Genomic DNA, 14,703 nt, shown 5'->3' on the forward strand with positions numbered 1-14,703 from the left:
AATGCATCCACGCCATGCGTGGATGCCTTTGCCACAGAACAGCGTCAGGCTTCGCGCAGCGCCAATGCCGGTGGCGTGTGCAGGATCCGCCGGGTCCCCAGCCAGCCGGCCAGCAGGCTCAGCGCGATGCCGAGCAGGCCACCCAGCAGCAGGCCCGGCCAGGGCGGCAGCAGCGGCAGTTCGAACACCTTCTGCGACACCGCAACGCCGATCACCGCTGCCGCGCCCACCGCCAGCAGCGCCGCCAGCGCGCCCAGCGCACCGAACTCGACCAGCACCGCGCCACGCAGCTGGCGCCGCGTCGCACCCAGCGTGCGCAGCACCGCGCTGTCATAGCGGCGCTCGCCCGCCGTTGCCTGCAGCGCCGCCAGCAGCACCAGCACGCCGGCCAGCAGGCTGAACACCATCACCAGCTGCACCGCCTGCGCCACCCGTTCCATCACATCGCGCACCTGCGAGATCACTGCATCCACGTCCAGCAGCGACAGGTTCGGCTGCGCGCGCACCAGGGCCCCGAGACCCGCTGCCTGTCCCGCCGGCAGATGGAATGCCGACAGCAGGTTGTGCGGTGAATCGCCCACCGCGTTCGGGTTCAACAACACGAAGAAGTTCGGCCGGAAGGTATTCCAGTCGGCCTTGCGCACGCTGGTAACGCTGAACTCGCGCTGCTGCTCGCCCACCGCAATGGTGATGCGGTCACCGGGATACACGCCGTAGCGCTTGGCCCAGCCGATCTCCACGGATGCCTCCGCGGCGGTGCTGTCCGGCTTCCAGAACGTGCCGTTGACCAGCGTATTGGCCGGCGGGAACGTGCTGCGCCAACTGAAGTTCAGCGGCCGGTTCTCGTCATCGTCGTCGCGCTGTCCTTCACCCTGCGGCTGATTGTCGTCGGCCGGCGTGCGATCCACTCGCAGCGGCGGCTTGCCGTTGATCGCGATCAGGCGGCCGGTGGCCATCGGTTCGATGCTGGCATCATCCGCACCCAGGCCCTGCAGTGCGGCCAGCACGCTGTCGCGCTGCTCGGGCTGGATGTTGATCAGGAAATAATTGGGCGTGTCCGCAGGCAGGCGCTCGCGCCACTGCTGCAGCAGGCCGGGGCCGATCACCGCCAGCAACAGCAGGGCGCACAGCGACAGTGACAGCCCCACCAGCTGCATCACCGCCAGCATCCGCCGTCGCGTCAGCGCCGCCAGGCCCAGCCGCCAGTTGCCGTGCAGGCGGTGCTGCAGGCCACGCAGCAGCTGCAGCAGCAGGAACCCGACCACGCCCGCGGCCACCGCCAGCCCGGCCAGGCCACCCAGCACCCACAGCGCCAGTTTCAGATCGCCGGTGACCTGCACCGCCAGTACCAGGCTGGCCGCCAGCGCAGCCACATAGGCCAGCAGCGAGGCCGGCGGCAAGGCAGCGAACGAACGGTTGAGCACGCGCATCGGCGGCACGCCACGCAGGCGCAGCAGCGGCGGCAGTCCGAAGCCGAACAGCAGCAACAGGCCGATTCCCGCGCCGGTCAGCGCAGGCATGGCTTCGGGCAGCGGCAGGCGTTGCGGCACCAGGCTGCCCAGTACCTGCACCAGTCCTTCCTGTGCCGCCATGCCCAGGCCGATGCCGATCGCACACGCCGGCACCGCCAGCATCAGCAGCTGCAGGGCCAGGCCGGCCAGGATGTCGCGCTGGCGTGCACCCAGGCAGCGCAGGATCGCCACCTGGTCGATGCGACGCAGCGCGAACCGGTTGGCCGCCAGTGCGGTGGCAACGCCGGCCAGCAGCACCGCCAGCAGCGCGCTCAGGCCGAGGAAACGACCGGCCAGGTCGAAGGCCTGGCGCACACCGCGCTGGGTATCGTTCACGCTGAGCAGGCGCATGCCTTTTACCTGCGGCAGCAGCCATTGCCGGAATGACGCGATGTCGGCGGCAGGGCCGGCGAACATCACCCGGTAATTGATGCGGCTGCCGGGGCCGAGCAGGCCGGTGCCTTCCACGTCGGCGCGGTTGACCAGCAGGGTCGGCGACAGCGTCAGCAGGTCGCCACCGGCATCCGGCTCCGATTCGATGATGCCGGCGATGCGCAGCGTGCCCGCACCGAATTCCAGATCGTCGCCCGCCTTCAGGCCCAGTGCCTGCAGCAGGCGTGGGTCGGCATAGGCCTGGCCCTTGGCCGGCATTCCGGCATCGGCGATCAGCGCACCGCCGGGCGTGGCACGCACGCGCAGCGCGCCGCGCAGGGGGTAGCCCGCTTCCACGGCCTTGATGCTGGCCATCTGGCTGGCATCGCCCTGGAACAGTACGCTGCCGAAGCTGGCCAGCCGCGTATGCGCCAGGCCGCGTCGCTGCGCCTCCTCAGCGAACGCGGCGGGCGGGTCATCGCGGCCGGCCACGCCGAGGTCGCCGCCGAGCATTTCCGCTGCGCTGCCGGTCAGTGCCAGGTTGACCCGGTTCACCAGCGTGCCCACCGCCGTCATCACCGCCACGCCCAGCACCAGGGCGGCGAACACCGTCAGCAGGTCACCTGCCAGGGCCTCGCGGCGCAGCGCGCGCCACGCATGCCGCAGCAGGTTCATGCGTCCACTCCATGTTCCACCGGCTGCAGGCGGCCGTTGTCGATGCGATGGATGTACTGGCAGCGCTGTGCCAGGCGCAGGTCGTGGGTGACCAGCACCAGCGTGGTACCGCTGCCGGCATTGAGTTCGAACAGCAGATCGCTGATGTGCTGGCCGGTGGCCTGGTCCAGCGAGCCGGTGGGTTCGTCGGCGAACAGGATGCGCGGGCGGCTGACGAATGCCCGGGCAAGGGCAACACGCTGCTGCTCGCCGCCGGACAACTGCCGCGGGTAGTGGCGGGCGCGATGCGAGAGCCCGACCGCAGCCAGCACCTCGTCCACCCGCGTGCGGTCCTCGCGCCCGGCCAGTTCCAGCGGCAGCGCGATGTTCTCGGCCGCCGTCAGCGCCGGCAGCAGATGGAAGCTCTGGAAGACGAAGCCGACGTCGCGCGCGCGCAGCTGTGCACGCGCTTCTTCGTCCAGTGCCGTCAGATCCTGGCCCCCCAGCGCGATGTGGCCACGGCTGGGCAGGTCCAGTCCGGCCAGCAGGCCGAGCAGGGTGGTCTTGCCGGAACCAGAGGCGCCGACGATGGCCACGCTGGTGCCTTCATGGACGGTCAGGGTGATGTTGTCCAGTATGTGGACTTCACCCTCCGGGCCATGCACGGATTTGCCGACCTGGTCGACGGCGATGGCGACGGGCGCGCTGCGGGGGGACAGGCTGTCGATGAGGAGACTCCAATGCACAAGACGGAATGGAGCCGGCAAGCCGGCGCAATGATGATGCTGCTGCTAGGGTTGCTGCTGTTGCCGGCACTGGCGTGTGCCAAAGGTCCGGGCGGCGGTACCGTGCTGGTGCTCGGTGACAGCCTCAGTGCCGCCCACAATATCCCGGCCGATGCCGGCTGGGTCAGCCTGCTGCAGCAGCGGGTCAGGCAGCAGTCGAAAACCCCGCCGCGCATCGTCAACGCCAGCATGAGCGGGGAAACCACCGCTGGCGCGCTGACCCGCCTGCCGGGCCTGCTTGGCCGGGAGAAGCCCACGGTGGTGGTGATCGCCCTGGGTGGCAACGATGCGCTGCGCGGGCTGACCCCGGCGCAGGTGCAGGGCAACCTGGAAAAGATGGTGCAGGCCAGCCAGAAGGCCGGTGCCAAGGTGCTGCTGCTGGGCATCGATGTGCCGCCCAATTATGGGCCAGGCTACCGCCAGCGCCTGGCTGCGGCGTACCGGGCACTGGCCACGCAGTACAAGGTGCCGTTGCTGCCGTTCCTGCTGGAAGGCGTGGCCCTGCAGCCCGGCTTGATGCAGGCCGACGGCCTGCATCCCACCGCCCAGGCGCAGCCGAAGGTGCTGGACAACGTCTGGCCGCTGCTGAAACCGCTGCTGTGAGCAGGCCATCTTCTTTTCATTGACGCAACTTCACATCGCGTGCACCGTCGATCGGGCATGTTTCACAAAGCTGAAGAAAGAGGGATTCTCATGCGTCAGACGAAGGAGACTTCCGGCTTGGTGCTGGTGGTCGAAGACAACCGCAATATCTCCGAGATGATCGGTGAATACCTGGAAGGCCGTGGTTTCGAGGTCGACTATGCGCAGGATGGCCTGGACGGCTACCGTCTGGCTGCCGAGAACAGCTACGACGTCGTCGTGCTGGACCTCATGCTGCCGCGGCTGGATGGCATCGAAGTGTGCCGCCGGCTGCGCAACGATGCGCGCAAGTCGACCCCGGTGCTGATGCTGACCGCGCGCGACACGCTGGATGACAAGCTCACCGGCCTTGGCTTTGGTGCCGACGATTACCTGACCAAGCCGTTCGCGATCCAGGAACTGGAAGCCCGCCTGCGCGCGCTGATCCGCCGCGAACGTCGCCAGGTGGGTTCGGAAGTGCTCAAGGTCGCCGACCTGGTGCTCGATCCGGTCAGCATGCGTGCCACCCGTGCCGGCACCGAGCTGCAGCTGTCGCCGATCGGCCTGCGGCTGCTGACCATCCTGATGCGTGAATCGCCGCGTGTGGTCACCCGCCAGGAAATCGAGCGCGAGATCTGGGGCAACGGCCTGCCTGATTCGGACACGTTGCGCAGCCATCTGTACAACCTGCGCAAGATCATCGACAAGCCGTTCGATCGGCCGCTGCTGCACACCGTGCAGAGCGCGGGCTATCGCATCGCCGATATCGCCCAGCCGATGGCCTGATCGACGTCGTGCCGGTGTTGCAGCAGAACCGGCACGGCCGTGGTCGGCAGGGAAGGGGTGAACGTTCCGGATACCGGGTCGTCATCGTCCATGCACGATCACGGCACAGCGCGCTGCCTATAATCGCAGCGCTCTGACCGGGACACCGCAATGCCGCACGGCCTGCCGCGCAAGATCCGTATCGCTTTCATCCTGCAAGCCGTGCTGGCCAGCCTGGGTATCCTGCTGGGTGCCTGGCTGGTTTCGCTGGTGATCAAGCACAGCCTGGTGGGCGCTGCCCTGCGCGAAGAAGCGGCGTACTACTGGACACTGCACGAGGCCTCGCCCGTGCAGCCGCCGCCCAACACCCAGAACATCCGTGGCTACCTGCTGGAACGCGGGCAGTCCAGCCTGTCACTGCCGGCCAACCTGCGCACGTTGGAACCGGGTTTCCACGAACTGCCCGACGACGATCAGCTGGTGCTGGTCGACGCCCGCGAAGAGGGGCGCCTGTACCTGGTGTTCCTGCGCTCGCGCGCGGAGATGCTGGCGTTCTGGTTCGGCATCGTGCCGGTGCTGCTGACCCTGCTGGCGGTATATGGCGCCTCCTGGATCACCTACCGTGCCTCCAAACGCCTGGTATCGCCGGTGAACTGGCTGGCGCGTCGTGTCTCGCGCTGGGATCCGGGCCATCCGGAAGCGGCCGACCTGGAGCCGAACAAGCTGCCGGCGGACATGCAGGGCGAGACCCGGCAGCTGGCGGCGGCGCTGCATTCGCTGGCCAACCGGGTCACCGCGCACGTGGCGCGCGAGCGCAACTTCACCCGTGATGCCAGCCATGAACTGCGCACGCCGCTGACGGTCATCCGCGTGGCCAGCGACATGGCGCTGGGCGATGAAAGCCTGGAGCCGCGCCTGCGCCGCAGCCTGCAGCGCATCCAGCGTGCCGGGCGGGACATGGAAGCGGTGATCGATGCCTTCCTGATCCTGGCCCGTGAGGCCGACGTCGAGCCGCAGGTGGAACTGTTCGACGTCAACGACATCGTCCGTTACGAAGTGGACAACGCCAACGAGCTGCTGGTGGGCCGGCCGCTGGCGGTGCACCTGCACAGCGACGCGGCCGTGCAGCTGCACGCACCGCCGCGGGTGCTGCAGGTGGTGGTCAGCAACCTGGTGCGCAACGCCTGCAGCTATACCGATGAAGGCCGCATCGACGTGCATGTGCACAACGACCGGGTAGTGGTGAGCGATACCGGCATCGGCATGTCCGCCGACGCGCTGTCGCGTGCGTTCGAGCCGTTCTATCGTGCCGATCCCAGCCGACCGCAGGGCACTGGCCTGGGGCTGTCGATCGTGCGCCGCCTGTGTGACCGCTTCGGCTGGAAGGTCAGCCTGGCCAGCGAGCTGGGCAAGGGCACCGAGGCGACGGTGATTTTCCGCTGAGGGCCGCTTGCCACCTCGGTAGTTGCCGACCTTGGTCGGCGCTTTCACTGGGAAGCAGGTGGACGCATTCATGCCAACCAAGGTTGGCAACTACCGGAGCACGCGCGTTGTCGCGGTAGTGCCGGCCGCTGGCCGGCAACTTCGGGATCAATCAGTTGCAGTTGACCTTCGGCGCCAGCGCCTTGGTCCAGATCGCATAGCCGGCCGGGGTCATGTGCAGCATGTCCTCGCGGAACAGCGACGCATCGGGCTGGCCGTCGGCCCCGAGCATCGGTGTGTAGATGTCGGTGTAGCCGGTGTTGGGCAGCTTCGCCAACGCGGCCTTGATCTTCGCGTTGGCGTCGTTGATCGCCGGCAGCAGGTGCGCTCGCGATGGGCTGGGCTTGATGGAGACGTATTCCACCTTCGTCTTCGGCAGGTCGCGATGCACGCGCTGCACGAAGGCCACCACGTCATCGCGTACCTGGGTCGCGCTGCGGCCGCTGTTGAGGTCGTTGTCGCCGGCGTAGAAGAACACCTTGCACGGCGCGTACGGCACGATGGCCTGGCCGGCGTACCAGGTGCTGTCACGCACTTCCGAACCTCCGAAGCCGCGGTTGAACACCGGTTGCCCCGGGAAATCCCGGGCCAGGCTGTCCCACATGCGGAAGGACGAGCTGCCGATGAACTCGATGCCACCACGCGGCGGCGGATTGGTGCGGTCGGCGGCGGCGAAGGCGGCCATGTCGGCGGCCCAGGCCACGTTGGAGACCTGCGCAGGGACCTGCGGCGGCGCCGGCGGGCTCAGGGCCTGGGCCAGCGGCGCGGCCAGCAGGCCGAGCAGGATCAGGCAGGTGCGGGGACGGGTCATCAGGCACTCCGGCAGGGCAGGGGGTATCCATCATAGAAGCTGGGCTGGCCCCGCGCTTGGCCGTGCTGGGCCGTTCGCGGGGTCGTTCGCAGGGCCTCGCGGCGGGGCGTGCGGGGTGCCATTGCCGCCCTTGTGGCAAAATGGGGGCTGTCTGCCTATCCCTGTGCACCCATGATTTCCTGCCGTGCGTCTGAGCGGTCGCTGCGCCGCGCCCCTGTTGCTGGATCCATCACCCGTGGCTGATCAGTTCGGCCACATGCCCCGCGGCCCGCGCCGCATCTTCCAGGCCGCCCGCTGGTCCTGGCAGGGCCTGCGTGCTGCCTGGCTGCACGAGTCCTCGTTCCGGCTGGAGGTCTACCTGCTGGTGCTGCTGACCCCGCTGGCGATCTGGCTGGGCCAGACCCCGGTGGAGCGCGCGCTGATGATCGGCTCGATGCTGCTGGTGCTGGCGATGGAGCTGGCCAATTCGGCCATCGAGGCGGTGATCGAACGCTATGGCGCGGAAATCCACGAACTGGCCGGCCGCGCCAAGGACATGGGCTCGGCGGCGGTGTTCGTGCTGATGATGAACGTGCTGCTGTGCTGGGCCCTGGTGCTGGTGCCGCGGTTGTTGCCGGCCAGCGTCGGCTGATCCTTCTTCCTTCCCCTTGTTGAAGACTTCCCATGTCCCTTGAGTTTCTCGCCGATCCGAACGTCTGGTTGACCCTGTTCACCCTCAGCGCGCTGGAAATCGTGCTCGGCATCGACAACCTGGTGTTCATCTCCATCGCCGTCAGCAAGCTGCCGGAGAACCGCCGCCCGTTCGCGCGCCGCCTCGGCATCGCGGTGGCCTGCATCACCCGTATCGGCCTGCTGGTGTCGCTGGCGTACCTGGCGCACATGCAGGCAAACCTGTTCACCGTGGCCGGCATGGGCATCTCCATCCGCGACCTGGTGCTGATCGTCGGTGGCCTGTTCCTGATCATCAAGGGCTGGATGGAGATCAAGGAGATGATCACCGGTGGCGAGGACGAGGACCCGACCACCACCAAGACTTCGGCCGTGTTCGGCTACGTAATCGCGCAGATCGCGGTCATCGACATCGTGTTCTCGCTGGATTCGGTGATCACCGCCGTCGGCATCGCCGACCACGTGCCGGTGATGGTGGCGGCGATCCTGTTGTCGGTGGCGGTGATGCTGCTGGCGGCCAACCCGCTGGGCCGCTTCATCGATGCCAACCCGACCGTGAAGATGCTGGCCCTGGCCTTCATCCTGCTGATCGGCGCGGTGCTGATCCTGGATGGCCTGGACGTGCACGTGCCCAAGCCCTACATCTACGCGGCGATGGGCTTCTCGGTGCTGGTGGAGTGGCTGAACCTGCTGATGCGCCGCCGCGCACGCGAACACCACGTGCCGGGCGCCGGCGACTGGTAAGCAAGCGAGACAGAACCCCCGGCCCGGCCGGGGGTTCTGCGTTCCAGGCGCCGCTGCGCTCGCCGGGCATGGCCCGGCGCTACCCAAGCGTGGGCCCGTCCCGATAGCGCCGGGCGATGCCCGGCGGGGCTTCTTCCCGCAATGCCGGCTTGCACCTTCCACTTGTGAATCGGGATCAACACTGTTTTCCCGCGTAGTGGCTTACTCCCGGCCGGCAAAGCGCGCAGGCTACGCGCTCATTTTCCACAGGGCCTGCCCCACGCAGGCAATCCCCATGAATTCCAGAGCCGCATTGCTGGCCCTCGCCGTCGGCGCCTTCGCCATTGGCACCACCGAGTTCACGCCGATGGGCCTGCTGCCGGTCATCGCCAGCGGAGTGGGGGTCAGCATCCCCACCGCCGGCATGCTGATCACCGCCTATGCCGTGGGCGTGATGCTGGGCGCACCAGTGATGACCCTGCTGATGGGACGCTTCGGCAAGCGCACCGCGCTGATGCTGCTGATGTCGATCTTCGTGGTCGGCAACCTGCTGTCGGCGCTGGCCCCGAACTACGGCCTGCTGCTGCTGTCACGGCTGGTGACCAGCCTCAATCACGGTGCGTTCTTCGGCATCGGCGCGGTGGTCGCCGCCAGCCTGGTGCCGAAGGAGAAGCAGGCCGCGGCGGTGGCGACGATGTTCATGGGCCTGACCATCGCCAACATCGGTGGCGTGCCGCTGGCGACCTGGGTCGGCCAGCAGCTGGGCTGGCGCCTGGCCTTTGCCGGCACCGCCGTACTCGGTGTGGTTGCGATCACCGCGTTGGCCATGGCACTGCCGCCGTCGGCCGCGGGCGCGCGTCCGGATGTGCGGCGTGAACTGAAATCGATCATGCAGCCGCAGGTGCTGCTGGCGATGGCCACTACGGTGCTGGGTGCAGGTGCGATGTTCACCCTCTACACCTACGTGGCGCCGGTGCTGACTGAACTGACCGGTGCGTCGAATGCTTTCATCGCGCTGTCGCTGGCATTGATCGGCATCGGCTTTACCTTCGGCAACGGTATTGGCGGCCGCCTGGCCGACTGGTCGCTGGACGGCGCCACCCGGATCCTGCTGGCGGTACTTGCGGTGCTGATGTTCGTGCTGCCGCTGGCCTTCATGAGCCACGCGACTGCGGCGCTGGGTGTACTGCTGTTCGGTGCGGCGACCTTCGCCATCGTGCCGCCGTTGCAGATCCGGGTGATGCAGGCGGCCAGCGAGGCGCCGGGTCTGGCGTCGTCGATCAACGTCGGTGCGTTCAACCTCGGCAATGCACTGGGCGCGGCGCTGGGTGGTGCGGTGATCAGCCTGGGGCTGGGGTACGCGGCGATTCCGGTGGCCGGTGGGCTGCTGGCAGCGTCGGCACTGCTGCTGGCGTGGCTGGGGCGGGCGCGTGCGCCGCTGGCTGAGGCTTGCTGAGGGACGTGTTCCGGCAGGGCTGCGCCCTGCACCCGCAGAGGCCGGAGCAACAGCCAGAGCAACGTCTAAAAGCGGGTTTCCTGTGGGATGGCGGGGTGGGTCAGCTTGCGGGGGACGCTGCAAGTACGTCCATGTAAGCTCGGTCGCGCCATCCATGGCGCTCACGCCCCCGCAAGCTGACCCACCCCGCCTTCGACAGTGTTCCGCGATCTGTCGGAACCTGCTGCTGATGGTGGGTGCCGACCGTTGGTCGGCACGAATGCCTGGAGCATGGGCTTTCGCTTTTGCTCTTTTTTGATCTTTCCCGCGGTGCGCAGGAAATTGTCCGTGGCCGGGAGGGTGAGTGGGCTGGGGGCGTAAGCGCCATGGATGGCGCGCCCGAGCCTACAAGGACGTATTCACGGCGTCCCCCAGCCCACTCACCCTCCCGGCCCACCCCGATATCCAGCAGACATGACCACCGCGGAGGGGGCGGCGCCCGATGGCCGGCACTCTCCACACGTCCGTTAACACCGACCATGGCATGCTCGGCGCTCAGTCCACCCGGAGCCTTGGCCATGCGCCTGCTGACCCGCCTCATCCCATTGCTGCTGCTGGCCTCCCTGCTGTCCGGCTGCGGCTACAACGCCATCCAGCAGAAGGACGAAGCGGTGAAGGCCAGCTGGTCCGAAGTGCTCAACCAGTACAAGCGCCGCGCCGACCTGGTGCCCAACCTGGTGCAGACCGTGAAAGGTTTCGCCAGCCAGGAAGAACGCGTTCTGACCGAAGTCACCAACGCCCGTTCGCGCGTTGGCCAGATCAACGTCAACGCCGACGATGAAGCCTCGCTCAAGCAGTTCCAGCAGGCCCAGGGCGAACTGGGCAGTGCGCTGTCGCGCCTGCTGGTGGTTACCGAGAACTACCCGGTGCTGAAGTCCGACCAGAACTTCCGCGACCTGCAGGCGCAGCTGGAAGGCACCGAGAACCGCATCACCGTTGCCCGCGGCCGCTACATCCAGCAGGTGCAGGACTACAACACCTACATCCGCTCGTTCCCGCAGCTGATCACCGCCAAGATCTTCGGCTACCAGCCCAAGCCGAACTTCACCGTGGAAAACGAAGCGCAGATCTCCAACGCGCCGGCGGTTGATTTCGGCAACGCGCCGCAGCAGCAGCCGGCCCCGGCTCCGGGCCACTGACCGATGCGCCTGGCCGCCACACTGCTGGCCCTGCTGCTGTGGCTGCCGATGACCGTGCAGGCGCAGACGCTGGCGCCGATTCCGGCGCTGGATTCGCCGGTGGTCGATACCACCGGCACCCTGGATGCCGCGCAGAAGCAGGCGCTGGTGCAGCAGGCGCTGGACCTGCAGCAGCGCAAGGGCAGCCAGATGCAGGTGCTGGTGGTGCCGACCACGCAGCCGGAAGACATCGCCCAGTACACCACCCGGGTGTTCGACCAGTGGCAGATCGGTCGCAAGGGCGTGGATGACGGTGTGCTGCTGGTGGTGGCCAAGGACGATCGGCGGGTGCGCATCGAACCGGGCTATGGCCTGGAAGGCGCGATTCCCGACGCGATCGCCAACCGGGTGATCCAGGAATACCTGGTGCCACGCTTCCGCGCCAATGACTATGCCGGCGGCATCACCGAGGCCACGGCGGTGCTGGTGAGGATCATCGACGGCGAAGCCCTGCCGGCGCCGGTCAGCAGCCAGCAGGGACGCGCCCCGGACGGGGGCGGTGATACCTGGATCCTGGCATTGTTCATCGGCGTGTTCGCCGGCAGCATCCTGCGCGGCGTGTTCTCGCGGGTACCGCGTCCGCTGCGCGGCCTGCTGGGGGGCGCTGGAGCGGCGGTAGCGGCCTTCCTGTTCACTTCCACCTTGCTGGCCAGTGGCCTGGCCGGCGTGGTGGGCCTGGTGGTGGCGATGCTGTCCGGCCATCCGGGGCGTTTCGCCGGCGGTGGCGGTTGGGGCGGAGGCAGCTGGGGCGGCGGCGGCTTCGGCGGCGGGGGTGGGTTTGGCGGTGGCGGCGGCTGGGGCGGCGGTGGTGGCCGTTCCGGCGGCGGTGGCGCGTCGGGAGGCTGGTGATGATCCAACGTCTGTGCAGGCATCTGTTTTCGCCGTCGGTACGGCGGGCGTTCCCGCCGGCCACGCTGCAGGCGATCACCGAGGCGATCGCCGCGGGCGAGCAGCGCCATGGCGGCCAGGTGATGTTTGCGGTGGAGGCCGATCTGCCACTGCATGCGCTGTGGCACAAGGTCACCCCGCGGCAGGCGGCCGAGCATGCCTTCGCGCGCCTGCGCACCTGGGATACCGCGCACAACAACGGCGTGCTGATCTACCTGCTGCTGGCCGACCACGCCATCGAGATCGTGGCCGACCGTGGCCTGCAGGGGCGGGTCGCGCCCGAGCAGTGGCAGCGGGTCTGCACGCATCTGCGCGAAGGCCTGCGCAGCGCGCAGCCGGTGGCGGCGTTGCGCGATGCCATCGACGAGGTTTCCTCCCTGGTGGAGGGGCACTTTCCGGCCTCGGCGCGGTCCGATCAGGACGGCCTGCCGGACACGCCGCAGATCCTGGGCTGAAGCCCGGCAATCGGGCGACGGCGGCCACGACGAGGCCGCTCCCGGGCGGCGCTAGAATATCGGCATCCCTGCAAGGCGCCCTTCATGATCTATTTCCACGACATCGACCCCATCGCCCTCTCGTTGGGACCGATCAAGGTGCACTGGTACGGCATCATGTACCTGCTCGGCTTCACCGCCGCCTGGCTGCTGGGGCGCAAGCGGATCACCGACGGGCGCCTGCCGGGCGTCGACGCCAACGGCTTCTCCGACCTGCTGTTCTACGCCATGCTTGGCGTAGTGCTGGGCGGGCGCATCGGCTACATGCTGTTCTACGCGCTGGGCGATTTCCTGCACAACCCGCTGCTGCTGTTCAAGGTGTGGGATGGCGGCATGAGCTTCCACGGCGGCCTGCTCGGCGTGATCGCGGCCTGCTGGTGGTGGTCGCGCAAGCATGCGCTGCACTTCTTCGACACCATGGATTTCATGGCGCCGCTGGTGCCGCTGGGCCTGGGCTTTGGCCGCATCGGCAACTTCATCGGCGCCGAGCTGTGGGGCAAGTACACCGACGGCAGCTGGGGCGTGGTGTTCCCGTCCGGCCTGCCGGCACCGTTGAACCAGCTCGACCACGCCACCCTGCAGTCGCAGTTTGCCAGCGGTGCGCTCAACCAGTTCGCGCGCCATCCGTCGCAGCTGTATGAAGCGCTGCTGGAAGGGCTGGTGATGTTCGCGGTGTTGTGGACGGTGTCGGCCAAGCCGCGCCATCGCTATCTCATCGGCGGCCTGTTCGCGCTGCTGTATGGCATCTTCCGCTTCGCCGTCGAGTTCGTGCGCATGCCCGACAACGGCGTCTACGTGGCCTTCGGCTGGCTGACCAAGGGCCAGATCCTGTGCGTGCCGCTGATCGCCTTCGGCCTGGTGCTGCTGGTGATGTCGCGCCGCGCGCCGGTGCTGCAGCCGCAGCCGCTGGTGACGGCGGAGGGCAAGGCATGAAGGCCTACCTGGACCTGCTCTCGCACGTGCTCGAACACGGCGCGGAGAAGAGCGACCGCACCGGTACCGGCACCCGCAGCGTGTTCGGCTGGCAGATGCGCTTCAACCTCAACGACGGCTTCCCGCTGGTCACCACCAAGAAGCTGCACCTGCGCTCGATCATCCACGAGCTGCTGTGGTTCCTGAAGGGCGACACCAACATCGGTTACCTCAAGGACAACCAGGTGCGCATCTGGGACGAGTGGGCCGACGAGAACGGTGACCTCGGCCCGGTGTACGGGAAGCAGTGGCGCAGCTGGGCCACGGCCGACGGCGGCGAGATCGACCAGATGCAGTGGCTGGTGGAGGAGATCAAGCGCAATCCGGATTCGCGGCGGCTGGTGGTCAGTGCCTGGAACGTGGGCGAGCTTTCGCAGATGGCGTTGATGCCGTGCCACAACCTGTTCCAGTTCTACGTGGTCGACGGCAAGCTCAGCTGCCAGCTGTACCAGCGCAGTGGCGACATCTTCCTCGGCGTACCGTTCAACATCGCCAGCTACGCATTGCTGACCCACATGGTGGCGCAGGCCACCGGCCTGGGCGTCGGCGATTTCGTGCACACGCTGGGCGACGCGCACCTGTATTCGAACCACTTCGAGCAGGCCCGCGAGCAGCTGTCGCGTGAACCGCGCGCGCTGCCGACGCTGTGGTTGAATCCGGAGGTGACCGATCTGTTCGGCTTCCAGTTCGATGACATCCGCATTGATGGCTACGATCCGCATCCGGCGATCAAGGCGCCGGTGGCGGTGTGAGTACGATGAAGCTGTCGATGGTGGTGGCGCTGGACCGCAATCGTGGCATCGGCCAGGGCAATGCCATGCCTTGGCACCTGCCGGACGACTTCAGGCACTTCAAGGCGTTGACCCTGGGCAAGCCGATCCTGATGGGGCGCAGGACCGCCGAATCGATTGGCCGCGTGCTGCCCGGCCGAACGAACCTGGTGCTGACCCGCAGCAGCCAGGTGCCGTTCGAGGGCATGCGCGCGGTGGCCTCGCTGGACGAGGCGAAAGCGATTGCAGAGGGCGAGGGCGCCAGCGAGCTGTGCATCATTGGTGGCGGCGAGATCTTCCGGCAGCTGCTGGACCAGGCCAGTGATCTGTACCTGACCTGGGTGGATGCCGAAGTACCGGCCGATACCCATTTCCCGGAGGTGGATGAGCGCCTCTGGCAGGAGGTGGCCAGTGAGCCGCACCCCGCCGATGAGCGTCACGCCTACGCGTTCCGCTTCGTGCATTACGTCCGCCGCTGAGGCGTGGAAAGGCGGGCCATGCCCGGCTCTACAG

General features: G+C 67.7%; 15 protein-coding genes. 12 read left to right on the forward strand and 3 right to left on the reverse strand.

Annotated elements, in window-relative coordinates:
- Positions 1-44: 44 nt before the first annotated feature.
- Both D0Y85_RS03535 and D0Y85_RS03540 read right to left on the reverse strand, forming a co-directional pair.
- Positions 45-2,558, reverse strand: coding sequence for an FtsX-like permease family protein (locus D0Y85_RS03535; protein ID WP_117309566.1), 2,514 nt, complete (start codon positions 2,556-2,558; stop codon positions 45-47).
- Positions 2,555-3,202, reverse strand: a complete 648-nt coding sequence (locus D0Y85_RS03540) for an ATP-binding cassette domain-containing protein (RefSeq protein WP_117311839.1) — start codon at positions 3,200-3,202, stop codon at positions 2,555-2,557. The genes D0Y85_RS03535 and D0Y85_RS03540 overlap by 4 nt, the downstream gene beginning before the upstream one ends.
- A 75-nt stretch (positions 3,203-3,277) precedes the next feature.
- Here D0Y85_RS03540 and D0Y85_RS03545 point away from each other — a divergent pair, with 75 nt between their 5' ends.
- The 3 genes from D0Y85_RS03545 to D0Y85_RS03555 all read left to right on the forward strand — a co-directional run bounded on the left by D0Y85_RS03545 (position 3,278) and on the right by D0Y85_RS03555 (position 6,151).
- Complete coding sequence (locus tag D0Y85_RS03545) at positions 3,278-3,925, forward strand: arylesterase (protein ID WP_059066041.1); 648 nt, start codon at positions 3,278-3,280, stop codon at positions 3,923-3,925.
- Between the two features lie 90 nt (positions 3,926-4,015).
- A complete protein-coding gene (locus tag D0Y85_RS03550) occupies positions 4,016-4,729 on the forward strand; it encodes a response regulator transcription factor (RefSeq protein ID WP_002811889.1) in 714 nt (237 codons plus the stop codon).
- A 150-nt stretch (positions 4,730-4,879) separates the two neighbouring features.
- Positions 4,880-6,151: a HAMP domain-containing sensor histidine kinase gene (locus D0Y85_RS03555; protein ID WP_032974932.1), complete on the forward strand. Its 1,272-nt coding sequence runs from the start codon at positions 4,880-4,882 to the stop codon at positions 6,149-6,151.
- A gap of 151 nt (positions 6,152-6,302) precedes the next feature.
- Here the strand turns inward: D0Y85_RS03555 and D0Y85_RS03560 are convergent, their stop codons facing one another.
- Positions 6,303-7,001 (reverse strand): SGNH/GDSL hydrolase family protein, encoded by a 699-nt coding sequence (locus D0Y85_RS03560; RefSeq protein WP_117309567.1) that lies wholly within the window; start codon positions 6,999-7,001, stop codon positions 6,303-6,305.
- A gap of 235 nt (positions 7,002-7,236) precedes the next feature.
- On the opposite strand from D0Y85_RS03560, the gene D0Y85_RS03565 reads away from it, so the two are divergent.
- The 9 genes from D0Y85_RS03565 to D0Y85_RS03605 all read left to right on the forward strand — a co-directional run bounded on the left by D0Y85_RS03565 (position 7,237) and on the right by D0Y85_RS03605 (position 14,669).
- On the forward strand, positions 7,237-7,632 hold the full coding sequence (locus tag D0Y85_RS03565) for a diacylglycerol kinase (protein WP_117309568.1): 396 nt from the start codon (positions 7,237-7,239) through the stop codon (positions 7,630-7,632).
- Between the two features lie 32 nt (positions 7,633-7,664).
- Positions 7,665-8,414, forward strand: a complete 750-nt coding sequence (locus tag D0Y85_RS03570) for a TerC family protein (protein WP_059066043.1) — start codon at positions 7,665-7,667, stop codon at positions 8,412-8,414.
- A gap of 274 nt (positions 8,415-8,688) precedes the next feature.
- The gene (locus tag D0Y85_RS03575; protein ID WP_117309569.1) at positions 8,689-9,849 is read left to right on the forward strand and encodes an MFS transporter; all 1,161 of its coding nucleotides are present in this window, start codon (positions 8,689-8,691) and stop codon (positions 9,847-9,849) included.
- Positions 9,850-10,406: 557 nt separating this feature from the next.
- A complete protein-coding gene (locus D0Y85_RS03580) occupies positions 10,407-11,027 on the forward strand; it encodes a LemA family protein (protein ID WP_025877902.1) in 621 nt (206 codons plus the stop codon).
- A 3-nt stretch (positions 11,028-11,030) separates the two neighbouring features.
- The gene (locus D0Y85_RS03585) at positions 11,031-11,915 is read left to right on the forward strand and encodes a TPM domain-containing protein (RefSeq protein ID WP_025877904.1); all 885 of its coding nucleotides are present in this window, start codon (positions 11,031-11,033) and stop codon (positions 11,913-11,915) included.
- Entirely contained in the window at positions 11,915-12,409 is a 495-nt protein-coding gene (locus D0Y85_RS03590; RefSeq protein WP_117309570.1) for a TPM domain-containing protein, read from the forward strand. Before D0Y85_RS03585 ends, D0Y85_RS03590 begins: the two co-directional genes overlap by 1 nt.
- A gap of 84 nt (positions 12,410-12,493) precedes the next feature.
- Positions 12,494-13,381, forward strand: a complete 888-nt coding sequence (lgt, locus tag D0Y85_RS03595; RefSeq protein WP_117309571.1) for a prolipoprotein diacylglyceryl transferase — start codon at positions 12,494-12,496, stop codon at positions 13,379-13,381.
- A complete protein-coding gene (locus D0Y85_RS03600; protein WP_117309572.1) occupies positions 13,378-14,172 on the forward strand; it encodes a thymidylate synthase in 795 nt (264 codons plus the stop codon). Before lgt ends, D0Y85_RS03600 begins: the two co-directional genes overlap by 4 nt.
- A gap of 5 nt (positions 14,173-14,177) precedes the next feature.
- On the forward strand, positions 14,178-14,669 hold the full coding sequence (locus tag D0Y85_RS03605) for a dihydrofolate reductase (protein ID WP_117309573.1): 492 nt from the start codon (positions 14,178-14,180) through the stop codon (positions 14,667-14,669).
- Positions 14,670-14,703: the final 34 nt, after the last annotated feature.

It is taken from the genome of Stenotrophomonas sp. G4 (assembly GCF_003428825.1).
GTDB lineage: Bacteria > Pseudomonadota > Gammaproteobacteria > Xanthomonadales > Xanthomonadaceae > Stenotrophomonas > Stenotrophomonas indicatrix.

Coding starts and splice junctions, on each gene's coding strand:
- D0Y85_RS03560 (WP_117309567.1), bottom strand. CDS start 7,001: ATGACCCGTCCCCGCACCTGCCTGATCCTGCTCGGCCTGCTGGCCGCG.
- D0Y85_RS03605 (WP_117309573.1), top strand. CDS start 14,178: ATGAAGCTGTCGATGGTGGTGGCGCTGGACCGCAATCGTGGCATCGGC.
- D0Y85_RS03575 (WP_117309569.1), top strand. CDS start 8,689: ATGAATTCCAGAGCCGCATTGCTGGCCCTCGCCGTCGGCGCCTTCGCC.
- D0Y85_RS03600 (WP_117309572.1), top strand. CDS start 13,378: ATGAAGGCCTACCTGGACCTGCTCTCGCACGTGCTCGAACACGGCGCG.
- D0Y85_RS03555 (WP_032974932.1), top strand. CDS start 4,880: ATGCCGCACGGCCTGCCGCGCAAGATCCGTATCGCTTTCATCCTGCAA.
- D0Y85_RS03550 (WP_002811889.1), top strand. CDS start 4,016: ATGCGTCAGACGAAGGAGACTTCCGGCTTGGTGCTGGTGGTCGAAGAC.
- D0Y85_RS03545 (WP_059066041.1), top strand. CDS start 3,278: ATGCACAAGACGGAATGGAGCCGGCAAGCCGGCGCAATGATGATGCTG.
- D0Y85_RS03570 (WP_059066043.1), top strand. CDS start 7,665: ATGTCCCTTGAGTTTCTCGCCGATCCGAACGTCTGGTTGACCCTGTTC.
- D0Y85_RS03580 (WP_025877902.1), top strand. CDS start 10,407: ATGCGCCTGCTGACCCGCCTCATCCCATTGCTGCTGCTGGCCTCCCTG.
- D0Y85_RS03535 (WP_117309566.1), bottom strand. CDS start 2,558: ATGAACCTGCTGCGGCATGCGTGGCGCGCGCTGCGCCGCGAGGCCCTG.
- lgt (WP_117309571.1), top strand. CDS start 12,494: ATGATCTATTTCCACGACATCGACCCCATCGCCCTCTCGTTGGGACCG.
- D0Y85_RS03590 (WP_117309570.1), top strand. CDS start 11,915: ATGATCCAACGTCTGTGCAGGCATCTGTTTTCGCCGTCGGTACGGCGG.
- D0Y85_RS03585 (WP_025877904.1), top strand. CDS start 11,031: ATGCGCCTGGCCGCCACACTGCTGGCCCTGCTGCTGTGGCTGCCGATG.